Annotated in this window: 25 protein-coding genes and 4 pseudogenes; 4 read left to right on the plus strand and 25 right to left on the minus strand. The window is 54.6% G+C overall.

What is annotated here, in order from left to right:
* Positions 1-54 precede the first annotated feature (54 nt).
* Positions 55-752, minus strand: a protein-coding gene (locus CDA56_RS29575) for an IS1 family transposase (RefSeq protein WP_228276620.1) whose coding sequence is annotated in 2 segments (ribosomal slippage) — positions 55-503 and positions 503-752 — 699 coding nt in all. Because the reading frame shifts where the segments join, the coding sequence is not laid out codon by codon here.
* Positions 753-807: 55 nt separating this feature from the next.
* Between CDA56_RS29575 and CDA56_RS29585 the strand changes: the two are divergent.
* Positions 808-1,005: pseudogene (locus tag CDA56_RS29585) on the plus strand (IS1 family transposase); the annotation flags it as partial.
* Positions 1,006-1,018: 13 nt separating this feature from the next.
* On the opposite strand, the pseudogene CDA56_RS29590 reads toward CDA56_RS29585, so the two are convergent.
* The 7 genes and pseudogenes from CDA56_RS29590 to CDA56_RS29625 all read right to left on the minus strand — a co-directional run.
* Positions 1,019-2,071, minus strand: a pseudogene (locus tag CDA56_RS29590) (ISL3-like element ISCfr12 family transposase); the annotation flags it as partial.
* A 1,089-nt stretch (positions 2,072-3,160) separates the two neighbouring features.
* On the minus strand, positions 3,161-4,033 hold the full coding sequence (repA, locus tag CDA56_RS29600) for an incFII family plasmid replication initiator RepA (RefSeq protein ID WP_009653904.1): 873 nt from the start codon (positions 4,031-4,033) through the stop codon (positions 3,161-3,163).
* The gene (tap, locus tag CDA56_RS31740) at positions 4,026-4,097 is read right to left on the minus strand and encodes a RepA leader peptide Tap (protein WP_009653899.1); all 72 of its coding nucleotides are present in this window, start codon (positions 4,095-4,097) and stop codon (positions 4,026-4,028) included. Before tap ends, repA begins: the two co-directional genes overlap by 8 nt.
* A 217-nt stretch (positions 4,098-4,314) precedes the next feature.
* Complete coding sequence (locus tag CDA56_RS29615; protein ID WP_032736837.1) at positions 4,315-4,584, minus strand: replication regulatory protein RepA; 270 nt, start codon at positions 4,582-4,584, stop codon at positions 4,315-4,317.
* A 137-nt stretch (positions 4,585-4,721) separates the two neighbouring features.
* Positions 4,722-5,264 carry a phospholipase D family nuclease gene (locus CDA56_RS29620; protein ID WP_032736899.1) on the minus strand — a complete coding sequence of 181 codons (543 nt, stop codon included), beginning with the start codon at positions 5,262-5,264 and terminating at the stop codon, positions 4,722-4,724.
* Between the two features lie 102 nt (positions 5,265-5,366).
* Positions 5,367-5,447, minus strand: a pseudogene (locus CDA56_RS31445) (hypothetical protein); the annotation flags it as partial.
* Positions 5,448-5,482: 35 nt separating this feature from the next.
* Positions 5,483-8,460: pseudogene (locus tag CDA56_RS29625) on the minus strand (Tn3 family transposase).
* A 174-nt stretch (positions 8,461-8,634) separates the two neighbouring features.
* On the opposite strand from CDA56_RS29625, the gene CDA56_RS29630 reads away from it, so the two are divergent.
* The 3 genes from CDA56_RS29630 to CDA56_RS29640 all read left to right on the plus strand — a co-directional run bounded on the left by CDA56_RS29630 (position 8,635) and on the right by CDA56_RS29640 (position 10,488).
* A complete protein-coding gene (locus CDA56_RS29630) occupies positions 8,635-9,033 on the plus strand; it encodes a RepA family replication protein (RefSeq protein WP_001325170.1) in 399 nt (132 codons plus the stop codon).
* An 863-nt stretch (positions 9,034-9,896) separates the two neighbouring features.
* Positions 9,897-10,226 carry a type II toxin-antitoxin system RelE/ParE family toxin gene (locus CDA56_RS29635; protein WP_000493286.1) on the plus strand — a complete coding sequence of 110 codons (330 nt, stop codon included), beginning with the start codon at positions 9,897-9,899 and terminating at the stop codon, positions 10,224-10,226.
* Positions 10,207-10,488 carry a helix-turn-helix domain-containing protein gene (locus CDA56_RS29640; protein ID WP_000780222.1) on the plus strand — a complete coding sequence of 94 codons (282 nt, stop codon included), beginning with the start codon at positions 10,207-10,209 and terminating at the stop codon, positions 10,486-10,488. Before CDA56_RS29635 ends, CDA56_RS29640 begins: the two co-directional genes overlap by 20 nt.
* 429 nt (positions 10,489-10,917) lie before the next feature.
* On the opposite strand, the gene CDA56_RS29650 is transcribed toward CDA56_RS29640, so the two are convergent.
* The 17 genes from CDA56_RS29650 to ltrA form a co-directional block, all read right to left on the minus strand.
* On the minus strand, positions 10,918-11,622 hold the full coding sequence (locus CDA56_RS29650; protein ID WP_001067858.1) for an IS6-like element IS26 family transposase: 705 nt from the start codon (positions 11,620-11,622) through the stop codon (positions 10,918-10,920).
* Positions 11,623-11,658: 36 nt separating this feature from the next.
* Positions 11,659-11,985, minus strand: a complete 327-nt coding sequence (locus CDA56_RS29655; protein WP_104011510.1) for a hypothetical protein — start codon at positions 11,983-11,985, stop codon at positions 11,659-11,661.
* Positions 11,986-12,037: 52 nt separating this feature from the next.
* Positions 12,038-12,361, minus strand: coding sequence for a hypothetical protein (locus tag CDA56_RS29660; protein ID WP_009651959.1), 324 nt, complete (start codon positions 12,359-12,361; stop codon positions 12,038-12,040).
* Positions 12,362-12,381: 20 nt separating this feature from the next.
* Complete coding sequence (locus CDA56_RS29665; RefSeq protein WP_223240703.1) at positions 12,382-12,540, minus strand: hypothetical protein; 159 nt, start codon at positions 12,538-12,540, stop codon at positions 12,382-12,384.
* A 671-nt stretch (positions 12,541-13,211) separates the two neighbouring features.
* Complete coding sequence (locus CDA56_RS29670) at positions 13,212-13,331, minus strand: type I toxin-antitoxin system Hok family toxin (protein WP_223156217.1); 120 nt, start codon at positions 13,329-13,331, stop codon at positions 13,212-13,214.
* Complete coding sequence (locus tag CDA56_RS31450; protein ID WP_269567326.1) at positions 13,276-13,428, minus strand: DUF5431 family protein; 153 nt, start codon at positions 13,426-13,428, stop codon at positions 13,276-13,278. The genes CDA56_RS29670 and CDA56_RS31450 overlap by 56 nt, the downstream gene beginning before the upstream one ends.
* Positions 13,429-13,586: 158 nt before the next feature.
* A complete protein-coding gene (locus tag CDA56_RS29680) occupies positions 13,587-13,913 on the minus strand; it encodes a hypothetical protein (protein ID WP_038992719.1) in 327 nt (108 codons plus the stop codon).
* Entirely contained in the window at positions 13,910-14,638 is a 729-nt protein-coding gene (locus tag CDA56_RS29685; protein ID WP_047727561.1) for a plasmid SOS inhibition protein A, read from the minus strand. The genes CDA56_RS29680 and CDA56_RS29685 overlap by 4 nt, the downstream gene beginning before the upstream one ends.
* Entirely contained in the window at positions 14,635-15,066 is a 432-nt protein-coding gene (gene psiB, locus CDA56_RS29690; protein ID WP_038992715.1) for a conjugation system SOS inhibitor PsiB, read from the minus strand. The genes CDA56_RS29685 and psiB overlap by 4 nt, the downstream gene beginning before the upstream one ends.
* 44 nt (positions 15,067-15,110) lie before the next feature.
* The gene (locus tag CDA56_RS29695) at positions 15,111-17,111 is read right to left on the minus strand and encodes a ParB/RepB/Spo0J family partition protein (RefSeq protein ID WP_040196882.1); all 2,001 of its coding nucleotides are present in this window, start codon (positions 17,109-17,111) and stop codon (positions 15,111-15,113) included.
* A gap of 68 nt (positions 17,112-17,179) precedes the next feature.
* Positions 17,180-17,428 (minus strand): DUF905 domain-containing protein, encoded by a 249-nt coding sequence (locus CDA56_RS29700; protein ID WP_004206771.1) that lies wholly within the window; start codon positions 17,426-17,428, stop codon positions 17,180-17,182.
* 48 nt (positions 17,429-17,476) lie between these two features.
* Positions 17,477-18,019: a single-stranded DNA-binding protein gene (gene ssb, locus CDA56_RS29705; RefSeq protein WP_004206772.1), complete on the minus strand. Its 543-nt coding sequence runs from the start codon at positions 18,017-18,019 to the stop codon at positions 17,477-17,479.
* Between the two features lie 664 nt (positions 18,020-18,683).
* Complete coding sequence (locus CDA56_RS29715; protein ID WP_032426243.1) at positions 18,684-19,004, minus strand: hypothetical protein; 321 nt, start codon at positions 19,002-19,004, stop codon at positions 18,684-18,686.
* A gap of 34 nt (positions 19,005-19,038) precedes the next feature.
* A complete protein-coding gene (locus tag CDA56_RS29720; RefSeq protein WP_047727563.1) occupies positions 19,039-19,293 on the minus strand; it encodes a DNA polymerase III subunit theta in 255 nt (84 codons plus the stop codon).
* Positions 19,294-19,529: 236 nt separating this feature from the next.
* Entirely contained in the window at positions 19,530-19,955 is a 426-nt protein-coding gene (locus CDA56_RS29725) for an antirestriction protein (protein WP_004206777.1), read from the minus strand.
* A 520-nt stretch (positions 19,956-20,475) separates the two neighbouring features.
* Complete coding sequence (locus tag CDA56_RS29730; protein ID WP_004206779.1) at positions 20,476-20,706, minus strand: hypothetical protein; 231 nt, start codon at positions 20,704-20,706, stop codon at positions 20,476-20,478.
* Between the two features lie 233 nt (positions 20,707-20,939).
* On the minus strand, positions 20,940-22,427 hold the full coding sequence (gene ltrA / locus CDA56_RS29735) for a group II intron reverse transcriptase/maturase (protein ID WP_161952885.1): 1,488 nt from the start codon (positions 22,425-22,427) through the stop codon (positions 20,940-20,942).
* Positions 22,428-22,782: the final 355 nt, after the last annotated feature.

The raw sequence follows: 22,782 nt of genomic DNA on the forward strand, positions 1-22,782 counted from the left end.
CGGCAACGTTGATGCCCTTTGATAGTAATGATGACCGTCGGTAATGACTCCAACTTACTGATAGTGTTTTATGTTCAGATAATGCCCGATGACTTTGTCATGCAGCTCCACCGATTTTGAGAACGACAGTGACTTCCTGCCCAGCCTTGCCAGATGCTGCCTCAGATTCAGGTTATGCCGCTCAATGCGCTGCGTATATCGCTTGCTGATAACGTGCAGTTCTCCCTTCAGGCGTGATTCATAAAGCGGCCAGCCATCCGTCATCCATACCACGACCTCAAAGGCCGACAGCAGGCCAAGAAGACGCTCCAGCGTGGCCAACGTGCGTTCACCGAATACGTGCGCCACAACCGTCCTCCGTATCCTGTCATACGCGTAAAACAACCAGCGCTGGCGTGATTTAGCGCCGACGTAACCCCACTGTTCGTCCATTTCCGCGCAAACAATGACGTCACTGCCCGGTTGTATGCGTGAGTTTACCGACTGCGGCCTGAGTTTTTTAAGTGTCGTAAAATCGTGTTGAGGCCAACGCCCATAATGCGTGCACTGGCGCGACATCCGACGCCATTCATGGCCATATCAATAATTTTCTGGTGTGTACCGGGCTGAGAGGCGGTGTAAGTGAACTGAAGCTGCCATGTTTTACGGCAGTGAAAGCAGAGATAGCGCTGATGTCCGGCAGTACTTTTACCGTTACGCACCACGCCTTCAGTAGCTGAACAGGAGGGACAACTGATAGAAACAGAAGCCACTGGAGCACCTCAAAAACACCATCATACACTAAATCAGTAAGTTGGCACCATTACCTGGCCGCTGTATGAATCACGCCTGAAGGGAAAGCTGCACGTTAACAGCAAGCGTTACACTCAGCGCATTGAGCGACATAACCTGAATCTGAGACAACATCTGGCAAGGCTGGGACGGAAGTCACTGTCGTTCTCAAAATCGGTGGAGCTGCATGACAAGGTCATCGGGCATTATCTGAACATAAAACACTATCAGTAAGTTGGAGTCATTACCGTTTTTTGATGGTTTTCGCTGCGTTTTTCATCATCGGCACATCACATTGAGACGCCAGCGATATCCACTGCAACCAGTCATTCCTGCGTTCTGTGCTCCAGGGGCGATCCCAGATATTTTTGGCCAGCTCTTTCAGTGTCCAGCACTGGCTTGTCTGCTGCATCTGTTCCCGCAGCCACATCAGCTTTTCCTGCCGGGACTCAGTCATCCATTTGTCGCTGTACTGCCACAGGAAGCGGGTACCTTTGGCCTGACGGCGGCTTTCAACCGGAAGACGGGGATGTTCATTCTGGCGGGTTTTATCCACCACCTCACCCAGCTGTTTCGCTACGTGGAAGCGGTCAAAGGCGATTTTATCAACTGCACACGGTAAGTGGATGCGCGCGGCTCTTATATAGCCCGCATTCATGTCCATTGAGAGCGTTTTAATGGCCTGCAGCTGTCCGTCAGTCAGGGTTCTGAGGTAACCGGCAAGACTTTCCTTACCTCGATCATCCGTTAAAGCCAGCGCCCGCCCGTCACGATCGGAGATCACCGTTATATAACGATGTCCTTTTTTAAAAGCGACCTCGTCCACATTCATATGCCGGGCTGCTAACGGCTTTTTTATGCGTGCAAGACCTCGTTTAACCGCGCGGGTCATAATGCCGTCAACGGCATTCCAGCTCAGTTTGAGTTGTTTCCTGACCGCATCAACAGTGCTGATTTTCAGCCATGAAAGCACGAATGATTCGAACAGCAGCGTATACCGGCTGCCGGGCCCCGCCCACGGAACAGGCAAAGTCTGGCATCCATGCTTCGGACACATAACACGGGGCACACTGGCTTCAACTATCGTGGCGAACTGGCAGGTATCGAGGTGGCGCCATTTACGATGCCGGTGATCGTGAACGGGGCAGGATTTCCCGCAGGCTGGACAGGTTAACTGAGTATTTTCAGCGATTCCGACAGTAACGGTAACAGAAGCGGCATTTTCATCGAGAGAAAGAGACTTTACCTGCCACGGAGCTGACAAGTTGAGGATATGTGCATAGAGGGACTTTTCGTCCATGGTGGTGACCTCTGGCGATTTAATACGCCATTATCATGCCTTCAGCCACCACAACAAGGGAAGACCCGCATATAAACAGTATATACAGTTTTATCGAAGGGGAAAGGTGGGGCTAAGGTACGTTGTCACACGGCTTACTTGACCGGGCCATCTACCCCTGACTGGCGAGCAGTGCGCAGGCAGTCTTCTGAATGCCGCTTTGCGGCATGGAGGCGCCAGCAGGAGTTAAATATAGCTCTGTTGGTGAGTGGCGCCGTAGCCCGGCGAAGCCGGTTGCTGTTTTGATAGGTTCTGCCTATCCCATCCCTTACCCTGATAAGCCAAACTTCTTTAAAGCGGCTCAGGCGTTCTTGTGCGCGGTCGGAGTGGTCACGGCGCGGCGAAGCCGCAGTCGTGGCGTATCTCCGCGTTAGCGGGCCGTTAGGGCCGCTTACGAGCGTGTACTCCAGAGCCTATCGCGACATCACTCACAGCAATGAAAATTTCTAGTTACAACATCCATCATTAAAAGCGACACTACTCCCGGCCTTCGGCCGGGGGCGGCGGCGCTTTTCAGTGGTGGGGAGGGGCTTGTGGTTGCAGAACGCCGCCGGGGTTTGTTTTAAAAAAGGGATCTATTGAATGATGTAACTAATCTGTGTGCAGGTTATATGCCCGCCGCTTGTCGGCGGGAGGTACTTCTGGATCTGAGCGGCGCGGGCGCTTGCGACCGCTGTTAGCGAAGGCCTCATTGAGACTGTCCACAGGACAGACGACGAACAGGTTTTCCTTTGAGACGAAAGATATTCAGATCTTTAAAAGAAGTACAGAGCAGGTCTTTAAAGGGAACCATGCGGTCTGAAACCTCTGCGGCAGGCACCCTGACACCCTGTCGGCTGTAGCTTTATGAAAAGTTCCCATGCAGTTAAGTGTGTATAAGTAAAACCGGGCAAAAAAACCGGCACCGGAGCACCGAAATATCATCAACCAGGTGGGGGGAATGCGTTGCCAATCGGTGTGGCCATAACACTATCGGTCAGAAATCAGCCAGGCTCAGCAGACGGATGTGCGAAAGTCTCCGGCGCCAGCCGGATAACAAAAATGAGAAGGCTATACTGGGTCGGGGTACGGCGCCAGGCGGGTATAGTTATTGCCCCGTGACAGCAGCATACGCTCCGTCACGCGTCGCTCAACTTCACGTTTGAGCGCATCACGATCGCCTCTGAAGCGGCCGGTGGCATATTCACGGGTCAGCTGCTGACGAACACGCGTCTCGATGTCCTTCCGTTGGCGCGAAGCATCCCGCCGCGCGGTTGCTCGCTTCTGGCCATGAGATTTACGCTCAGCCTGATAGCTGCGGAAACGCTCGCGTACAAACCGCCAGGATTTGGCGATCAGTTCATCCATCCCCAGCTGCGGCAGACTCTGTTTTTTGCGCTGTTTATTTTCCCACTCCACGCGACTCCGGCGCGCGGCCACGACGGCCACATCTGACACATCCAGAGCCTGAAAAAGGGCTGGCGTGAACGTCATATCCGTCGGAATATTGCAGCCAATCTGCGGATCATATTCCGTTGTATAGGTGATCAGACCCAGCTCAGACATAAACCGCAGCGCGCGGGTCGCCCGTGAGATAGACAGGTTGCCACTGGCAGATTCCGTGGCCAGCCCGCACTCAATGGCCATATTGGTAATCGAGCGCTGCACGCGATTGGCCAGCGGATCGTAATGGAAACACATTGCCTGGAGAAGCGCATCAATCGCACGCCGGCGAAGGAGAGGAGGCATACGCCGACGCTTACCCAGTGAGCGGGCAAAGGCGACATGAATTGAAAAATCAAACGTGGAGGTAAAGCCTTCGGCTTTAGCCATCAGCTTACAACAAAACGGCAGTGTCTTTTTGCCTTCCCGCGCCATAAAACGCGGCTCAGCATTTTTCACTTGCACGTAATGGAACGAGTTTTTTGGATTCTGTTCAGTCACCGCTTCCTGCGCTTATGTTGCGCCGAAGGAGTAAGCACAGAAGGTATTGAACTTTTCTGAGCATGAATCTATACTCCCTGCATAGAGCAACAATCTCTATGCAGTTTAGTTAAGGGCCCCGATAATCTTCTAGAGTCGCCAAACTTGGAAAGATTATCGGGGTTTTTGCTTTTCTGATTCCGGAAAAAACCTTTTTACAGAATCAGTTCCCTGCCACCTTACGGCGTGGCCAACCAAGAATCTCTAAACGATCAGTAATCTAGCACTCATAGCAGGTATGATCAAGAATGTGACGTCGTTACGTCAATTCCAAGTTTCGCAGATTCTCTTTCAATCAGCCTTTCAATCATTTCTGCCTGAGTAATTCCTTCATTCTCACACATGATTTGAAGCTGGTTTTTAAGCTTGTCTCGCACAAATACTCTCACCTCTTTGTGCGTCGCTTTTTTTCGGGCAACAGCTTTCTGCTGACGTTCTGCCGCAGAAACAGGATTGCCCTTTCTGTAGGGACGTTTAGATGAGGAAGTAACTGCGTTTACGACCTGTGACATCTCTGCCTCCTCAAGCATATAACTGAATACTTGAACAAAGATACTACATGTCTTTATAGGCAGCGAGAGCGCACATTAATTTAATGTAAAATACATTTTTTTCTGTTGGCGCAGAAAAATTGTGGGCAGTGTGATCGTTAGTACGATGAACGCCAGTCAGTACCGACATCCCACCTGGATTGCCAGTGCTGCAGATAACGTTGGGCAACTGTCGGGTCATCCCATACAACCAGCACATTCTCTGAATTCGAACGGTCAGCTGCACGGCTGAAATTGAACGACCCGGACTCTGTATTGCGCCCGTCCGCGACGATCACTTTGTCATGCATAATTTTGTAGGCGCTGACCGTACGAACCGGAATGCCCACGCTGGTCAGCAGGTTCATGGCGGCCTCGCTGGCCGTTCCGGTATTTGCCTTCTGATCCAGAACCACACGGACATCCACCCCACGTCGTTTCGCCTCGATGAGCGAACGAACCACCTCCGGGGAGGTGAAGGAATACCCCATCAGCCGGATTTCCTGTCGTGCGGTCGCGATGGTTTTCAGAACCAGCCGCAGGGCAGTTCCTTCCGGGGAAAACCCGGTATCGATGCTCGCGGCATAAACGATCGGTACGGGTGTGCACAGACTCAGAGTGACCAATGCAGGCAGACACCATCTGCTGAGAGTACGGTTTATTTTCACACTATTTCCTTCACTGTATTTTTAAGAAACGCCGGGAGCGGGGGAGACTGGCTTTTCCCCGTTACCGGGGTTGGACAACGACGCCATGGGGAGGCGTCAGGCTTTTGTCGTCTGACGGAACCAGTAGCAGACTGGCCCGTCGCCGGTATCGTGGACGGAGCCCAGGAACCAGCCATCATGGGGTCAATTTGGATATCGAAAATTATTGTACGTTAAGGTCGTTTTTTGACCTTCCTACTTTAGCTGGCCGCAGCCGACGAAACTTACCGGAAGCCGGTATCCGGTTGCTTTTCCAGATATAATCGCCTGTAAGATTGATGTGTTCCCAGCCTAGCGGGGACAAATGCGATAGCAGTCGCTCGTTGATCTTCATCCCTTTACGCTTCAGGGCATCGACCGCTCTTTCCATATAGATGGTATTCCACAGCGAGATAGCTGCCGTCAGCAGCGTCAGTCCGCTGGCGCGGTAGCTCTGATTTTCCGGTTTACGATCCCTGATTTCACCCAGACGGTGCAGGAATACCGCGCGCGCCAGCGCGTTACGGGCTTCTCCTTTATTCAGTCCCGCCTGTACCCGCCGACGAAGTGCCGGATCGCGGAACCAGTCGAGCATAAACAGCGTTCGTTCAATACGGCCAATTTCCCTCAGTGCTTTGGCAAGTCCGTTTTGCTTGGGGTAGCTGGCAAGCTTTTTAAGCATCAGGGATGCCGTCACGGTTCCCTGCTTTATCGAGGTTGCCAGGCGCAGCACTTCACGCCAGTGAATTTCGATCTCTTTCAGATTCAGGCTGGTTGTTGATATCAGTGACTGAAGCGCCGGGTATTGGTCTGCTTTCCCTTTGATAAACAGCTTTTTGTCGTGGAGATCCCTGATTCGTGGACAGAACGCAAAGCCTAGCAGATGCATCAGGGCAAAGACATGATCGGTGAAACCAGCTGTATCGGTGTAATGCTCCCTGATTTCCAGGTCGCTTTCGTGATACAGCAAACCATCGAGAACATGGGTTGAATCCCTGACCCGACTTATTATGCAGGTGTAAAACGGGCTGTATTGATCCGAAATATGGGTATAAAACTGACGTCCAGGTTCTTGCCCATATTTCGGGTTAACCTGCCCTGCGTAGCGGCCTGAGCTGCCTGTTCTGAAATTCTGTCCATCTGATGATGACGTTGTTCCGTCTCCCCAGAATGCCGCCAGTGGTCTTTTTCCCTGCGCATTTACCAGCTCAGCAAGCGCGGCTGAATAGGTTTCGTCGCGGGTATACCATGCCTGAATATCTTCGAGTGATGATTTGGTGCTCCCGGGGCAGGCTTCTGCCATTTTGGTCAGGCCAAGATTGATGCCATCCGCAAGAATGGTGGTGAGGAGCTGGCGGGTATCGGGACGGGTAATGTCATTTTTTATATGCGAAAAATGACGGGTAAACGTCGTCCAGCAGTTTACCTCGTCGAGAATTTCCGTGATTTTAGGTCGCGGTAGCATGCTGTAAACCAGTTCTGCCAGCGGTGAAACCTGTGCCGGAACGCAGTTATCCAGCGGAGAGACTTTTACGCCCTTGTCGGATATTTCCACATCGGGCAGTTCACCAAGGGCAGCCATGGCATTGACCTCTTCAAGTCTGGACTGAAGCAGAGTCATACGGCTGGCAATGTACTCATGATAATCAGCAGATACGGGCAGTGGCAGCGCCGGTGTGAGTTTGTCAAAGTCCTTTTCGGGAATGAGGTAATCATCAAAATTTTTGTAGCGGCGTGAGCCTTTAACCCAGATGTCCCCGGAGCGCAACGCTCCCTTAAGCTCGCTGAGCGCACAAAATTCATAATACTGCCGGTCAATACCCGCAGGTGTAATCACCACCTTGCGCCAGCTTTCAGGGACAAACTCAAGCGGCGCAGTCGCCGGAACTTTACGTGACTGCTTCCGGTACATATCCTTGATCACAACCAGCGCATCAGCCAGAGGTTGTGCTGCCGGGGTTGCGACTAACTGTAAAGCGGACAACATGCGCGGGGCATATTTCCGTAATGTGCTGTATTTCTCAGTAATAATATGCAGCGGGTCAAAATTATTTTTTCTGGCGAGATGGCGTGTTTCCTCCAGACTGGCGACAAATTCAGGCCACGGGAGTATGTTTTCTATTGCGAGCCATGGATCGCCACCGGAGTCGCGGGCATCAGACAGCGCCTGACCAACATCGATGTACTGCCTCAGTTTGGACTGGATCAGCTTTCCGGTCTGCTGAAGGCGCTCAGCCTGTGTTCTTTTGGCTTTGTTGAAAAGGCTGTTCAGCATTCGTTCATGCAGCTCAATCACTTCGTCTGTCAGTGTGGCTCTGGCTTCTTCCAGCACGCAGACCAGGATCGCATGACGGCGGGCTGCTGAAAATCGGGTCAAATCCCGGCTACTCATCTTTCGGCCTTCCCGCGCCAGTTTCAGCAACCGGTTCTGGTGAATGGTACGATCTATACCTTCAGGTAATGCCAGCGATTCAATGCTGCTGAGCCGATCAAGATGTTGCAGTACGTTCTTACCATTGATTTTACCCGGCGGTTGCAGAAGCCATGTCAGCCTGGAAGGCTGATTATCTGATGACTCAAGTAAACGATCCAGGGCATCCCGGTGCGCCGGAGTTAACGGGGCATTCAGGGTCTGAAATACGATTTTATCTCCGCCAGCCATGGCCTCCGCACAGGTCCGCTCCACGACATCAATCGCGGGAATTATCACGTTGTTCTGCCGGAGCCAGACCAGTAACTCTTCGGCCAGGAGAATACCTTTATCGGTGCGCGTCGCCATCGACAACAGGTGCGTAATACCGTCCTGCTGTATTTTGCCGGTGAACGCCTTTACGCCAAGATAGCGGTACAGTTCGGTTAAATGCTCACGCCGGGTCGTATCCCTGCCGGAAAGGTAAGCAGGCCAGAGATCCCCGGTAAGCTTTAGCCTGCTGGCGATATGCTTCAGCAGCGCATCAGAGGGTGGGATTTTTTTATCCGGAGCAAAGCCGACATTTTTCAGGTAGCAAAGAAGGACGGCAAAACCAAAACGGCTGGCAGGTTTACGGTGAGCACTGATAAGTGCCAGATCATGCTCACTGAAATAGGCCATTCGGGTCAGCGTTAACTCATCATCTGGCAATGCCAGTAATGATTCTCTTTCCGACAGAGAAAGAATCTGCCTCCTTGCCATATAGTTTCCCTCATAAATTATTTGATGCGGAATTTTTAACAAAAATGGTATCGCATAAGGGTACACCCTATTGCTATAGGCAAGCCTGTTCAAAAAACAGGCTTGCCGTACAATAATTCTCTATATCCAAACTGACCCCTAAGAGACTGGCAAACCATACATAACCTTGAAACGTTGGCCGAACGCGCCGGGCTGGCGACGCGCAGTGATGCGGGTCACAAGTCGATTTCTCGTGCCAGCCGGGGATGTGATCGCCTCTCCTGGCTTAATGCCATCATCTCGGAAAAAGCCCCTTTCAACCCTTATGACGCCCGTTGCGCCTGCAAGCACATTGAGGTTACAGAGGATTTCTTCGCCATTCTCGGCATCCCGCTAAAACAGGTTTACCGGGAACGCGCCAGGCTGCTTAAGGCCAACCCGGAAGAAATCATATCCTCCGGGGATGTCCGGTTAATCGCTATCAAGGTTGAGAACTGGACGCGTAAGGCCGCTGCCGGGTTAGCCAGGATGAAAGCGAAGCGTGAAGTGGCTCGCCAGCGCAAACAGGAATACTACTCCCTAACCTTTGCCTGATCCCCGCCTACTACCGCCTTAGCTGGCGGGGATTCTGCACGTCTGCAATAAACCTCAGTACAAAAAACAGCCTTAACGTACAATAATTTTCGAAATCCAACCCATCCCGCCTACAGGAATGACGGATTTTTCGGCGGTTCCGGCGTAGACCCACCACAACTGCTGTATAGCTTGTGGGTAAGTGATAATGAAGTGCAAACGAGATGGCGCAAATACTCTTTTGGTTTATCTTTTAATTACTTACGTATTAAAAGATAAACCAAAAAATAAAAGACATTACTGTTATCCCCTTTAAAAAGTGGATAACCGAACAGCATCGGCGCGAGCGCCTCAAAAGTAGCTCCCCACGCTAAAGCGCGGGGCATTCAGAACGGAATCCCTCGATGGCTAACAGGCGAGCTGTTAGCCATCGAGGGATTGGACAAATCCGGCCACGCCGGATACGTCAGCAAATATCGCTGAAGAATTAGCTTACACGCTCGTAAGCGGCTCTTACGACCCGCTAACGCGGAGATACGCCCCAACTGCGGCTTCGCCTTGTTGTGACCACTCCGACCGCGCACAAAAGCCTCTGAGCCGCTTTTAGCGGAATATGGCTTTGCAGGGTGAAGGGATGGATAGGCGATCCCTTTCGATCCCTCACTGGTATCGGCGGCTAACCCTCGGTGCTACCTGTCATTTCATCCTGCCGCCTTACATGCGCTAACGCGCATAAATCCCCGTTCCTCAGTGGAACGAAAACTCACGCTAACAGGGTAGTGACCGGGTAGCCACGATAACTGCCAACAAAATTAGCTTATAGGTTAATTCTACCTTGTCTGAAATTAGCCTATAGGTTAATATTAATAGAAATGGGAGGTCACATGTTTAGCGTTGTTTATCACCCGGAAGCCAGGGAAGAAGCCACAGCATTACCCGTAAAAATCAGGGTGAAGTTTGACCGTCTCATCGGCAAACTGGAGTATGACGCCCGATTACTGCGGGAGCCGGACACGAAGCCCCTGGGCGATGGACTTTTTGAGATCCGCACGATGGGGACGGACATAGCCAGGGGAATCTGGGTATACCACAAAGGCAATACCATCATCATGCTCCGTGTTTTCATCAAGAAGTCACAGAAAACGCCAGCGAAAGAAATCGATCTCGCCAAAAAGCGGTTAGCGGAGGTACTTAATGAAACTGGTAAGCCATAAAGAACTGCATAACGAGTGGATGCAGGACGATGAATATCGCGCTGCATGGCAGGAAGAAGAACGTAAGGAAAAGCTCAGGGAGCTGCTTGCTGAATGGCGCAAGCATGACAACCTGACAAAAGCGCAGGTTGCTGAACGCATGGGGGTTACACCTCCGGTTATTTCTCGCCTGGAAAACAACATCACCAAAGCCAGCATCGACACACTGACCCGCTACGCTCACGCCTGCGGCATCAAGAAACCTGTCATTGCCCTGTACTGAATAGCCAGCCCTCCGGGGCTGGCCTTTTTGTTTCGGTCAGTCCCAAAATTTTGTTAAAGCAAGTTTAAAATGTCACCTGTTTCTCCAAAGTTGAAATGTCACTTCTAAGCCAATCTATTTATACATAATCTTTACATCTTTCCCCGGTGACAAAGTGCTAATTGGTCTGTAATGTTCAATGTGTGGCAGGCAAGCCGCCGGTGACTTAGGCATAAGTTGCTGATGGGTCGAAAAGAATCTCCGAGACTGCCTTGTGGGCAAACTTGTCATTGGCAGGGCCGATGGTGAGGGTTGAAGGTCGTTCTGGAAAGCTCGAAACGTGGGAACAATACCGGTTACGTAAACCACGAACTGTCCAAGGCTGCGGCAGTATAAATGGCACTGTTGCAAAGTTAGCGATGAGGCAGCCTTTTGTCTTATTCAAAGGCCTTACATTTCAAAAACTCTGCTTACCAGGCGCATTTCGCCCAGGGGATCACCATAATAAAATGCTGAGGCCTGGCCTTTGCGTAGTGCACGCATCACCTCAATACCTTTGATGGTGGCGTAAGCCGTCTTCATGGATTTAAATCCCAGCGTGGCGTTGATTATCCGTTTCAGTTTGCCATGATCGCATTCAATCACGTTGTTCCGGTACTTAATCTGTCGGTGTTCAACGTCAGACGGGCACCGGCCTTCGCGTTTGAGCAGAGCAAGCGCGCGACCATAGGCGGGCGCTTTATCCGTGTTGATGAATCGTGGGATCTGCCACTTCTTCACGTTGTTGAGGATTTTACCCAGAAACCGGTATGCAGCTTTGCTGTTACGACGGGAGGAGAGATAAAAATCGACAGTGCGGCCCCGGCTGTCGACGGCCCGGTACAGATACGCCCAGCGGCCATTGACCTTCACGTAGGTTTCATCCATGTGCCACGGGCAAAGATCGGAAGGGTTACGCCAGTACCAGCGCAGCCGTTTTTCCATTTCAGGCGCATAACGCTGAACCCAGCGGTAAATCGTGGAGTGATCGACATTCACTCCGCGTTCAGCCAGCATCTCCTGCAGCTCACGGTAACTGATGCCGTATTTGCAGTACCAGCGTACGGCCCACAGAATGATGTCACGCTGAAAATGCCGGCCTTTGAATGGGTTCATGTGCAGCTCCATCAGCAAAAGGGGATGATAAGTTTATCACCACCGACTATTTGCAACAGTGCCCTCATGGCTCAGGTTGCACACATCCCGCAGCCGGTAATATCTGGCTCCGTAGCGGGCGTAAATCTCTGTCACGTCCCCGCAGACCATTTCCTGCAGCATGAACGTCTCCCAGCTGCCGCTTTCGCTCGTTGACCAGTTGAGCGGGTACATCAGGCCCAGCGCATCATGGAAGGCGTGGACGTCTATTTCAGCGGGGGCTTTTACCGCCGTTTTCTGGCGACTCAGCCAGTATTCGCGTTCCGCTTCAGCAGTAGCCTGCATTCCCGGAACGGCGGAAGATTCAGTCAGGTGTAAGTACATATTTTTCTCCTTCGGGTTAAGGGAGGCAGCAGCACGCCGCCCCCGTGCTTATTTATTCGTTTGCCGCCAGTTCGCTCATCAGCACATCTTTTGCTTCCAGCGCGTGCTCTTCTTCCGAAAACGTCAGGATGTAACCACGCTTTGCCGCCGCGCCCATGAGTACAGGGCGGTCTTTCAGCGGCAGGGCGTCCAGATAATCCAGCGCATCGCCCAGCACACGCGCCTGATACAGTTCGAAGTGCATACCGCAGCAGCGCCCCGCCTCTTTCTCGATACGTGCCAGCACCACATCGGCGCGGATAACATCGAACGGGTTACGGGAGTGAATGTTGCGCACAAAGCCGTCAGTGCGGAGGTTCATATTTCGACGGTCCATAACAGTTCTCCTTCAGTGGGTTACTTCACACCTAAACGACGAAACATATCTGCGATAATGTTTCGTCGTGCATATGACGCACCGACAGCTTTCAAATCAGCCAGGACATTAAATGCATAGCTGGCGCTCTGTCCGTGAAATGCCAGCACCTTTGCTGCGATCGGTTCCGGGCAGGCCATAACCCATCTTTCGGAAGATTCTTTGGTGGCGGTTTTGACGTTGACGTTGTGTGTGTTCATTCTGCTTTTCCTCTTGTCTGGTGGTTAATCCATCTCTCGGTGAGTTCCCTGGCGGCAAAGGGCAAAGGAGCGACGTCGCAAGGAGGAAGGAAAGGGGCGGAGACAAAAAGTTTTTGCGGTCCGATGCAAAAAGTTTTTGGCGGAGTTCATTTACCTCTTGGATGACGACGCGACGGTGCTACGACCAGCCCTCCGCCGGGGAACGGACGAGAGATGACTCACCAGGGGAAGGGATGAGAATGAACACACCCGACACGACGGAACGGCGTGGCGCCATCAGAGTGCCGGCAGCTTTATCGCCGGCACGGTGAAAGCGGCGCGACCGGAACGGACGCAGCAAGCGCGCCGTTGACGTCAGCCATCAGACACTAGCCGAATGGCCCGAAACCGCCCCGCGGGTTCGGCGGAGCTTACCGCATCATTTCGCGGTTAGCGGAGTGTGGCTCGACGACTGGACGCGGAGCGACCGGGAGCCGAAGGTGGCCAGATGTTATTAACTGAAAGGAAAAAGGGGCTACCGGCGAACCGGCAACCCCTTCATAAAGGCGCTTCAGGTATGTCCAGACAATTTCAGCCCCTGAGTGGCGGAGGTTTCCCTCCGCCGGGGTTAGCTACTTAGCGGATTCGTAAGCCATAAAAGCCGCCACCTCCCTGTTCGTGTCCCTGTACCGGATTTCACAGAGTGATTTCCGGGTCAGATAAGTGAATATCAGCAGTGTGAGACACACTATTAATACGCACCCGAGCAGAGTGTTTCGCGGCAGTTTCATGGCCTTCTTCTCCTTGCCTTGCGGCATCTAAGAGGCTATCCTGATGTTGTCTAGGCATACAGGTGGCCTCGTGGGTTAATGAAAATTAACTACGGGGCTTTCTGCTTTCTGCCACACAACACGGTAACAAACCACCTTCACGTCATGAGGCAAAAAGCCTCAAGCGCCACCGCCAGTATACCTTACCCGCTGCCAGACTGACCAGGCATCGCGCCATCATCGTTCTGATTTGCCGCGAAAATACCCGGGTCTGCTCTCAAGCTCCCGCTCGATCAGCTCGTCGGCAAACAAGGGCGCAATCCTGTTGATGCGGCGCACCAGATTCCGGTGGCGGGCGGCGGCTTTCCGCTCGTCGCTCCAGCGCTTAATCTGCCTCTCGTCCAGAAAATCCACGCATACCGCATATCCCGCGCCCGCTACCCAGCAAGACATCACTTCTTCAGGTGCCGCCTGCCCTGCCTCCACGACAACGGAAACCAGCTCCTGTGGACCCGGGCAGGGCCTGTGCGGCAGTTTCCAGCGCAGGGAATAGCGCCACTTCATCCGTGGCTCCGGTGTGTCAGCTTGTTCGGGACCTGCCAGCGTTCTGCCTGACGCACAGACTCCGGCGTCTCTCTCACAATGAAGCTGATTTCATGCATGACACCATACAGCGGCTCCCCGGCATCCCGCAGCCAGTCCAGAGAGGCCAGCGAGGCATATCGCGATCGCCAGTGCCAGAAGGCAGGGGCAAGCTCACGCGCGTCAAACTCACCGGCCCACCGGCGGTACCAGCTGATGACCGTTTCCGGTGACTGGAAATTCAGCTCCGTGACGGCCTGTCCCAGCAGGTTCTGCCGTAATCGCCAGTGATGCACCATTGCGCGTTCTTCCCGACGCATCTTACGGGTAAAGGCGAGGCTGCTGCGCTGTTTCCGGCGCTCAGTCCGGCTGTGCTGCACCTCGGGGAACAGTTCGGCCTGAACATCAACCGGCAGCGGCAGCGGGCAGCACTCCCCGTGACTGGCAATCAGTGCATCGAGCGCCTCTTCCACCTGTTTAAGACTGCTCAGACGATGTTTCGGGTCCCAGTTCAGGCCGGGAATGCGCAGCGCCACGGTCGTGTTCATACGGCTGTTCCCGGTCAGCAGGCGCAGGAAAGTACGCACGTGTGGCGCTGCAGACAGACGAGCACCGCGCTGGCGGGCATTCTCCACGGTCATGATGGCCTGCAGCGCAGCCTGCCGGGCAGGCTGCAGGGTGACAAGGGAACGGGACGAAGGGATCATTGTGCGCCCTCCTGTTCCAGCGTACTGATGATACTGGCGCAGGAATATCCGTCAGTATCGAGACACGCTATCAATGCTAGCGTGTGGGAGATCAACTCCGGGTTAAATGCTTCCATGCTGCGAACAACAGAGAACGGCTGGCCACCACGTGTCACAAAGACGATCATCCAGCGCTCACTCAACTCTCCGGGGCTGCAGACAGCGACATCAAAATGGCAATGGGCCGGAGAAAAGCGGATCTGAACCGGGAAAAAACCGCCAAACTCACTGCGATATTCACCGTTCACGGACCAGCCTGACGGCAGATGCAGAACACGCATCACTGCATGGGTCAGCTCACGGCGAAAATCTTCACCCGCAGCGCGGTAATCTTCCAGCTCGTCGATGGACATGGTTTTGAGGACGTCCAGAGTCAGTAACGTTTTCATCTTCAGTCTCCTTATCGCCGCCCCGCAGGGCGGCGTCTCCGTTATCAGGCTGCGTGTGAAGTCGGTTCGTCAGTGTCAGGGGCAGCATGTGCATCGTCCGGCTTTGCGGCATCCGGGGACTGCATCCAGCCCGGTACCCAGCGGGAGCCGGAGAGCCACTGTTCCGCATGGCTGGCAGCATCACCCTTCTTCATTTTTTCGGCATCCGAGGCGGCTCCGGTCAGCCCGGCCTCCTTCAGCGCCGCCACAATCTGGGCCTTGCTGAGCAACCCGAGGAAGTTATCCGCTGTCGGCTGCCACCAGTCGCGCAGATGAAATCCCAGCGCCGCCTCCACGCCATCGAGGTCACTGCGGCCGGTATGTCCACATTCACGGGTCTGAACACCGTCGACGGAACAGGCAGCACAGAAGGCCATCAGCGACATCAGGGTCTGCCCGTCGAGGGTAAAGAAGGTGGTGAAATCCTTCTGCCACCCCTCCGGCAGCAGGGCTTCCAGACGGGCTTTCTCCTGCATCAGATACCGCCATGCCTGACCTTCCTCTCCGGTCGGGGCTTCACTGGTCAGGCCGCTGTGATGCACCTCAAGGCGCAGGACGAACGGATGCCGGGTGGTGGTGCAGTAGTCAAACACGCAACTGCACAGCCGCCAGGCCATCAGGGCCACGGCTTTCTGTGGCTGCTTAACCAGTTCGGCCTGAACCGCCAGTGTCCTTTCTGAAGACATTTTTTTCAGCAACGGCATGCTGATGCCTTCTGCCGCATCAGGGATACTGCGGGTGACCACATGTACGGCAGCCTGATCGCCACCGTGTTCCCCGACGTCAGAGACCGCCGTCTGGATCTTCTTCTGGACACCACGCTGGACGCAAAGCTCACCGTCATACAGACTGACCACCACGCCACAGGCCGCTTTCTGCTCCGGTGTCCACGCCCGAACTGACGCCGCATTTTCAATCTCATCAATCAGCACCTGAATCGCGGCTTCATCCTCAAAGGTTTCCGTTGCCTCCAGCGTGGCGTACAGTTCATCAAGACGCTGTAGCTCCTCAGCGCTGAATTCCCCCTCCGGCGCCGGCAGCACCAGATAATGCTCGCGGTCATCGCCGTAGTTTCTGACGGAGCCCTCACGAGCCAGTGACCATGACCAGCCTTCCTGTTGTTCGATGGCCAGCGCAGCCGCCGCCAGCTTCTCCTGAACCAGACGCTCAACCAGTACCCCATCAGCCGTTCCGTCTCCCTCCTGGGCGCTGAACAGATCCTCACGCACCACGCCCCCGGCGGCCTCATACGCTTCACGACCGATAAACACGAAGCGGGAGTGGGTTACGGCGATTTCCGTATCCGTGATGGCCCGCTTCAGCAGGTGAGCGGGTGTGCTGCCGTATGAGGTTTTCACCTGGTCATACACCTGCACCTGACGTGCCGGGTCGCTCTCCAGACTCAGGGCCTGACACTGCTCCACGTCGAGTTTGTCCTCTGCCAGCAGGGTGATCAGTTCCGGGGCGAGGTTTGCCAGCTTCAGCATCCGCTGAACGTGACGGGCACTGTAGCCCAGCAGGTCCCCGATTTGAGCCGGGGTTTTCCCCTCTTCTGACAGGGTGCGGAACCCGCTGATTTGCTCTGCCGGATGCATGGCCACCCGCTGGTTGTTCTCGACCATCGAGGCAACCATCGCCAGGTCGTCACTGACACGCTTGGCGACAACGAGATACCCGGCATCGATGCGCTGCTCGCTGAGCAACTGTTGCAGGGCGGCAAGACGGCGGCCACCTGCAGCCACCCCTGACATACCGTCCGGCAGCGAGTGAACCACCAGATTCTGGATCAGGCCGATCGCCATGATGGAGTCAGCCATCTCCCGGACACTGTCAGCCGGATAGGGGATCGTGCGAACGTTCAGCGGGGATTTGACCAGCGCCGACAGCGGCACCATCTCAACCTGAGCAGCCTCAAGCGCGGCTTTCAGGGCGGCGGATTCGGCAGGGTTCACCGATTTTTTGCTGGTTTTAACCGGCGCTTTTGCTTTAGACTCGGTCACTGACATAATTGATTTCTCTCCGATATTGGTTAATGTCTGCCGGGCAGACCCATCTGCCCGGCACCTATTACGGCTTATTGCGTTTTGCGTACTCCGTAGTCCCGGATGTAACGGTTCATCATGTCCTCGCCGCCCGGTTCAAAATTCCAGACGCGCCAGACCATGCTGCCGTCATCCTGATGACGGACGACAAGGCGAAAATGGGTCCCCTGGTCATCTTCAATCGCCACATTCTGATACTGCGCGGCGACAATCTGAGCCTGCTCGCGGGTAAACGTGCCATCCGGCAGAGATTCAAGCGGGGACAAAACGTTATGGTCCATATGTTTCTCCTTCTCTGCCCCGCCTGAACGGGGCGTCTTCATCATGGTTTAAAAGGGCGCGTCGTCATCCATTGGTGGGAAATCATCCGGGAGTGGCTGAGGCGGTTGCTGAGACGGAGCCGCATCCTGACGGCCTTTCTTACCGCCCTTCGCTTTCGGGGATTTAGCCGGGGCCTGAGCAGGTTGTGCCGGGGCGGCAGGACTCTGCGGCTGCGCAGTGCTCTCAGGCACACCGGATTCACGGCGGCCGCCGAGCATCTGCAGGGTGCCGTTCTGGCCGACCAGCACCTCGGTGACGTAGCGCGTGACTCCGGCATCGTCCTGCCAGTTGCGGGTGCGCAGCTGGCCCTCGATGTAGACCTGCGCGCCTTTACGCAGGTATTCGCCCGCCACTTCCGCGAGCTTGCCGAACATGACAACACGGTGCCACTCGGTGTTTTCGCGCATCTCTCCCGTCTGCTTGTCACGCCATGTTTCAGACGTGGCCAGCGTCAGATTGGCCACTGCGCCCCCGTTGGGCATGTAACGCACATCCGGTTCCTGTCCCAGATGTCCGACCAGAATGACTTTGTTAACGCCACGTGCTGCCATGATGAATCTCCTTACTCTGTTGTTTTGTCTTTAAAAACCATCACCCGTTGAGTTGCCGGGGCCGCGGTTTTGACTTTGTGCGGGGACCTGCTGAACCTGCCCCCTGGTTGTTACCTTCACCCGTTTGAGAGCCGTTCGCCGCAAGGGCAAAGACGCCACGGCCTGACGCATCTGTCCGGGGCAGGACACAAAAGTTTTTGCGGTTCCATGCAAAAAGTTTTGTGGACTGTTCATTACACCCTGGACAGCCAATGCGACAGGTTGTGGCTATGTCAGCCCGGGCGAATGGACTCAAACGGGTGATTCGGGTACCAGGGGAAAGGAGCAGGCACCCGCCGCAACGATGGAACGCGCGGGCGCGAAACGGCGTTGCCCTGCAGAGTGCCGGCAGTCCTTCGCCGGCACGGTGAAAGCGGCGCGGCCGGAACGGTCGCAGCAAGCGCTGCCGTTGACCTCAGACATCAGACACTAGCCGGCAGGCCCGAAACCGCCTGGCGGGTTCGGCGGAGCTTACCGCGTCTTTTCGCGGTTAGCGGAGTGTGGCTCGACGACTGAACCGCGCCAGCGGGTCAGGAGCCGAAGGTGGCCCCGGTGCAGATTGTGTGAAAAGAAAGTTAAACAGAGGAAGAGCTGCAGCAAGATGGAGAGTACCGGTCTGGTCAGGTCAGGACTGAGATTCGCCCTTCTCTTTTCTGTACTGAACAACGCAGTACCAGGCAGAAGCCAGGAAAGCGAAAACGGTGATCAGGGCACGAAATTCGTCACCCGGCTCTTTCCCCTTCAGCATCAGCGTTATGATGATGCCGGCAACGATAATCCACGCAATGCCACTCCAGAGGCGCAGCTTATCCGCCACGACATTAATCAGAACAAAAGCAACGGCCAGGATAGCCCCCCACAGAGCCGGAACAGGCTGAAACGGAATAAAAAACAGGTTAATGCCGGTTAAAAGCGTCACGGCAGCAAACATCAGAGACATACGCACAGATTACCCTCCCTGGACACACTGAGTAAGAAAATCAATTCTGCTGATCATCGCCCGGTTTATTATATTCGGGCGCATTTGCGCGCAGCAGCTGCTGACTGTTCAGTCGATGTACGCAGAGCCGTTCACGGAAATATTCGCGCAGGTGTTCAGGCTGTTCCCGTTCAACAAGTTCCGGCATGACGGGCTTGTTCATGCGTTCCTGCCAGGCAACAGCAGCGGCCACCTTATCGACGGCAACTTTGTCCTGCTCCTCTTTTGAAAAAGAGGCAATATTCCACTGCGACATACCCAAATTCCGCAAAAGAAGAAAGGGTACGCAGATATTACGCTCTTAATTCTTAACTGGCGACCTGTTGAGGTGAGGCCTGTACGCAGCGCCGCAGGCGTGGCGAACCGCCTCACCGGCAGGCGAAGCCTGCCAGGATTTTCGCGCGGCCGCACCGATCTGCGAAGCCGGGTAAGCTCCCCACAGATCGTGCCGTCTCAGACCTTAAACGGGACGTCGGGCGCCCCGATGTAGTATCAGTCAAGAGCCGCGTAAATAGCTGCGCATTCGTCATGAGAGTCAATGAAATCCCACAGCTGCGATTCCCGCAGCATCAGGTGGCGTGTCAGGGCAGCATCACCGCGTTCATGGTGCAGCCAGATACGGCGGTTGATCGCCAGCGCCGTAATGATAACTCCGGCCGCATCCGCGCTGACGGACCGATCAAACCAGTTATCCGGGTTAGTCAGATGGAAACGGTCACCGTCAGGCATCATGTAGCCGCCGCCCTCCGGAATTCGGATGAAATGCCAGAAGCCTCCGCAGTAATCGGTGATGTGTTTCACAGCGAGCGCATAGACCTGCATCTCTCCGGCCAGAAAATCGTTACCAAACAGATCCGGCAGGAACGAGAGACGGTCGGACTCCTCAACATTCAGCATGGTTTGACGGGCATGATACATAGCAACCTCCACAGGTTCATAAGATTGCGGCACCGGGTTGTGCCGTGCCGACACGACAGCCCGGCGGAAAGCGGAAGACGCAGGGGCGACACCGGAGGCCGCAGCGCAGATAAAGCACGAAGCTGGTCTGGACGGTTTTCGAGCGAAACCTGAGCGAGAAAACGACGGGAAGAACAGCGAGCATCATCAGTAACCTGCGACCGGGCGAGGATGGCGGCGTCAGCGAACCCTTGCATCTGCAGCGGCCGGGTAAAGTGAAGGCACAGCACTACCCGTCGCGATGCAGAGGTTGAATAAAAGGTTTGTCTAACCCGTATTTCGACCACAGGGAGAAAAGCGGAAGCAAATGTCGCAACGCGACAGACGCAGGAATCAGGCCACAGACCGGAGGGATGGGGCCGGGTGAAGCGGAGTCGGCGGCAACGACAAGCCGGTGACGTCCTTATCCGGTGTTGATGGCACGGCGCCGGTTTATCAGTTGCCCGTCACCAGGCGATCCGGGAGACCTCTCGTTCTGAGCTTACCGGCGATCTGGTTTATCACTGGCCACGGAGATACCAATATACATACCGCTTCCCCAGATAATCTGGGAGAGCACAAATATCCACTGAGGGACGTCAACAATCAACAGCGGAAGAAGAGCAACCGTCACGATTAAAATCAGGCGGCTACCGAATTGCCGGCGCACCGGTTCAGCGGCGTCAACCGGGACGCCTGCATATCGCAGAACCTGCCTTAAACCCGTATTCATAATCACTCCACTCAGAATAAATACACTGTACTTCAGTATATTACATTTTATTAGATAACGATTCTCCGGGCTGGCAGTGATCCTTCTGAAATTTCCCTGTTTTTGCAGGAACAGCAAATGGTTACAGACAACGGCAACAAGATGACTTGAAAAAAAACGGCCTCCGCAAAATAATGTCGCGGTAGGGATACCCGTTACCGGGTACCCCCCGCACAGATCCCGGCGTGCGCTATTCACGCACCGGGCTCCTGCCTTGGGTGTCTGGCGGTGAACCGCTCCACAGGCCATGGATGCAGAACCCGAACCTTCGGCAGCCATACGGCTGCCAGTCTGTTTGCTTTCGTCCATGTCGTATCATCCTGCTGGCTCCTGCGCCTCAGCGCCCGTCGCCAGAGGTCTGTTACGTATATCCTGAACTTCCGCATCATGGGATAGTTGCCCGGGACTGAGTGGTAGTTCAGGTATCCCTGAACCACTCTCCTGAGCCATTTTCCCTGTTCGGGGATTGAGTAATGCCAGCGCTTTCGTAGTCCGTCCTTGATCGCTTTCAGTGTCGCCGTCATCCTGTCCCGGCGTGTCTTTCGTATCAGCATGAACCTGCCACTACGATCTTTCCCACTGATATGCGTGAACCCGAGGAAGTTGAACGTTTCTGGTTTACCTTTTCCCCTGCTGGCGCGGTTTTCGGCTGCGAAGCGGCCGAACTCCATCAGTCGGGTTTTCTTCGGATGTACCGTGAGTCCGAACTCCTTCAGTCTGCGCTGCATGGCTATACGAAAGCATTGAGCGTCGATTCGCTTGTCGAACCCGATGACTATGTCATCTGCGTATCTGACCATGACCACATTGCCTGTGGCATGGCGGCGTCGCCACTGATGCGCCCACAGATCGAAGACATAGTGGAGGTAGATGTTTGCCAGCAGCGGCGAGATAACCGCACCCTGTGGGGTGCCTTCCTCCGATGCCCGCCATTCTCCTTCCTCTGAGGTCCCGGCTGTGAGCCACTTTCGTATGAGCCTGATTACCCTCTGGTCGCCGATTCTGTGTTCTATGAACCTGATTAGCCATTCATGGCTTACCTTGTCGAAGAACTGACTGATATCGGCATCCAGTACCCAGTTTACATTGGTCCGAACCAGCCCTGTGGCCAGTGCGTCCAGCGCATTGTGCTGGCTTCGCCCGGGTCTGAACCCGTATGAAAACCCCATAAAGTCATTTTCGTAGACTGCATTCAGGATCTTAACCAGCGCATACTGGACGATTTTGTCCTCCAGTGAGGCGATGCCGAGCGGGCGCTGTTTTCCATCCGCTTTCGGGATGTAGTGCCGCCTGCCGGGCTGAGCCCTGTAACTGCCCTGATGAAGCCTCCGGTGCAGATCTGCTATGTTGACCTTCAGGTTTTCGGCGTAGTCCTTCCACCTGACACCATCAACTCCGGCAGCCGCTTTCCTGCTCAGGGAGAGGAATGCGTTCTCCAGTGCCTCTGCTGTCAGGAGGTGGAACAATGCGGTAAACCGTTCTTTCTTCCGCTGCTTCGCAGCTTCCCGCACGCGTGACAGCCTCTGTGACATACTTTCCCGGCTCTGCGTCCGGCGCATGTGTGGCTGTTCCGCGTTTCCCTTGGCCCCGCTCCTTCGCTCCACTGACTCCGCTCCTTGCGGATTGTTCGCCAGCTTCGCAGCTACTATGAGCAAGTCCGACTTCTCCTCTCCGTACATCACCGGCTTCGGCTCCTCGCCTTCCCGGTGCGGGCCATCTCCGGCACTGGCAGATGGTCAGAGGGGAGATCTCCCGGTTCCCGCGTAAAGATCGTATTGACATGCCAGGGTCTCAGACCCCGCCGGGTCCATATGGCACTCGCAGTAACGCACCCTATGATGTTGCCTTCCGTAAACAGTACAACGTCGGCACCCGGGAATTTAATATACATTTCGTGGCTCAATGGCTGGCCTGTCAACACCCCTGTCAACGCTTCGCCCCATACCTCACGGTATACAACGCATGACTCAGGGACCCTGTGGATTGCTGGTCCTTCAATGGTCGGGGACTTTCACCCCTTGATCTTTACCGGTCTCC

Source organism: Klebsiella michiganensis, from assembly GCF_002925905.1.
Classification (GTDB): domain Bacteria; phylum Pseudomonadota; class Gammaproteobacteria; order Enterobacterales; family Enterobacteriaceae; genus Klebsiella; species Klebsiella michiganensis.